The 1201-nt window shown below is 76.7% G+C and carries 2 protein-coding genes; one reads left to right on the top strand and one right to left on the bottom strand.

Going from position 1 to position 1201, the window contains the following annotated elements; genetic code table 11:
- Positions 1-601: LysR family transcriptional regulator (locus D7231_RS35160; protein WP_120760437.1), on the bottom strand; the 601-nt coding region annotated here is incomplete at its 3' end.
- Between the two features lie 178 nt (positions 602-779).
- Between D7231_RS35160 and D7231_RS36800 the strand changes: the two genes are divergently transcribed.
- Positions 780-944 (top strand): hypothetical protein, encoded by a 165-nt coding sequence (locus tag D7231_RS36800; RefSeq protein WP_158673903.1) that lies wholly within the window; start codon positions 780-782, stop codon positions 942-944.
- Positions 945-1201 lie beyond the last annotated feature (257 nt).

Here is a 1201-nt window from a genome sequence, read left to right on the forward strand (position 1 = left end):
TCCCGGTGGCCAGGCGGTCGTTCGCCGCCAGGCACGCCAGGCGCGGCTCGGTGGCCAGCTGGAGGGTCTGGACGCCGGGCGGGACCGGGGGCCGCAGGAGGGCGGCGTCCACGTCGCCGTTGGCCATCGCGTCGATCTGGTCGGCGAAGTCGAGGGCGCGCAGCTCGATGCCGATGCGTGGGTGCCGGGCGTGGAGTTCGCCGAGCACCGCGTGGGCGTAGGGCATCGACGCCTCCGCGCCGATGAAGCCGAGGACCAGGCGCCCGCGCACCTCGCGCGCGTGGGTGTCGGCGTGGCGGCGCAGCCTGACCATGGCCTCGACGACCTCCCTGGCCTCGGGCAGCAGGGCCCGCCCGGCCGGGGTGAGCGCCACGCCCCGGCTGGTGCGGTCGAACAGGAGCACGCCGAGCCGCGTCTCCAGGGCACGGATCTGCTGGCTGAGCGCGGGCTGCGTCATGAACAGCCGCGCCGCCGCCCGGCCGAAGTGCGCCTCCTCCGCCAGGACGAGGAAGAGCCGAAGCTGGTGCGTGCTCGGCTCCCGCCGGGCGCCCGTGGCGGAGTGGGCTAACGCGGCGTCAGGAGGCTCCGAGGCGGAGGTCATAGCGTTGAGCTTATCGATCCGGAGGGGATGCCCATGGCGCATGGGGTGTCGCCGCCGGGGGTGCGCGGAGAAGGATCGGAAAGGTGCTCAGGAAGCCCCAAGTCGTCGTGTGCGGGGGGCGGTTCGGGCGCCCCGTGCAGCTCGGCGCCGCGCACGTCCGGAGAAGGGGAAACTCTCGATGCTCGACCGTCACTTGAACAAGGCGGCCGGCCTGCTGGCCGCCGCGGTCCTCGCGCTCCTGGCGACGTTCGCGGGCGCGGGGGAGGGCGAGGGCGAAGACGCGGGCTCCGCGCACCGCCGGGACCCGGGCGGCGGGGCCACCCCGTCCGACGACCGCACCTGAGGACTCCCGGCGCCGCCGCTGCCCGGACGCCCCCGCCCCTGGGGCCCACCGTGGCCGGCGCCGCCGGAGGCGCGGCTGCCCACCGCGCGAGGCGGCGGCCCGTCCGCCCGCCCGCGGGCCCCGCCCCCTGCACCGGGGTGGGGCCCGTCCCTCTCAGGAGGGTGCGCCGAAGGCGGCCGTCAGTCGAAGACCGCCGTCACCGGGGCGTGGTCGCTCCAGCGGGCGTCGTGGGTCGCGGCGCGTTCGACGTAGGCCTT

Origin of the sequence: Streptomyces klenkii (assembly GCF_003626645.1) — a bacterium.
In the GTDB taxonomy this organism is placed as follows: Bacteria; Actinomycetota; Actinomycetes; order Streptomycetales; family Streptomycetaceae; genus Streptomyces; species Streptomyces klenkii.

Bases quoted from the DNA above. Each gene is read 5' to 3' on its own strand.
- D7231_RS36800 (WP_158673903.1), top strand. From the start codon at position 780: ATGCTCGACCGTCACTTGAACAAGGCGGCCGGCCTGCTGGCCGCCGCG.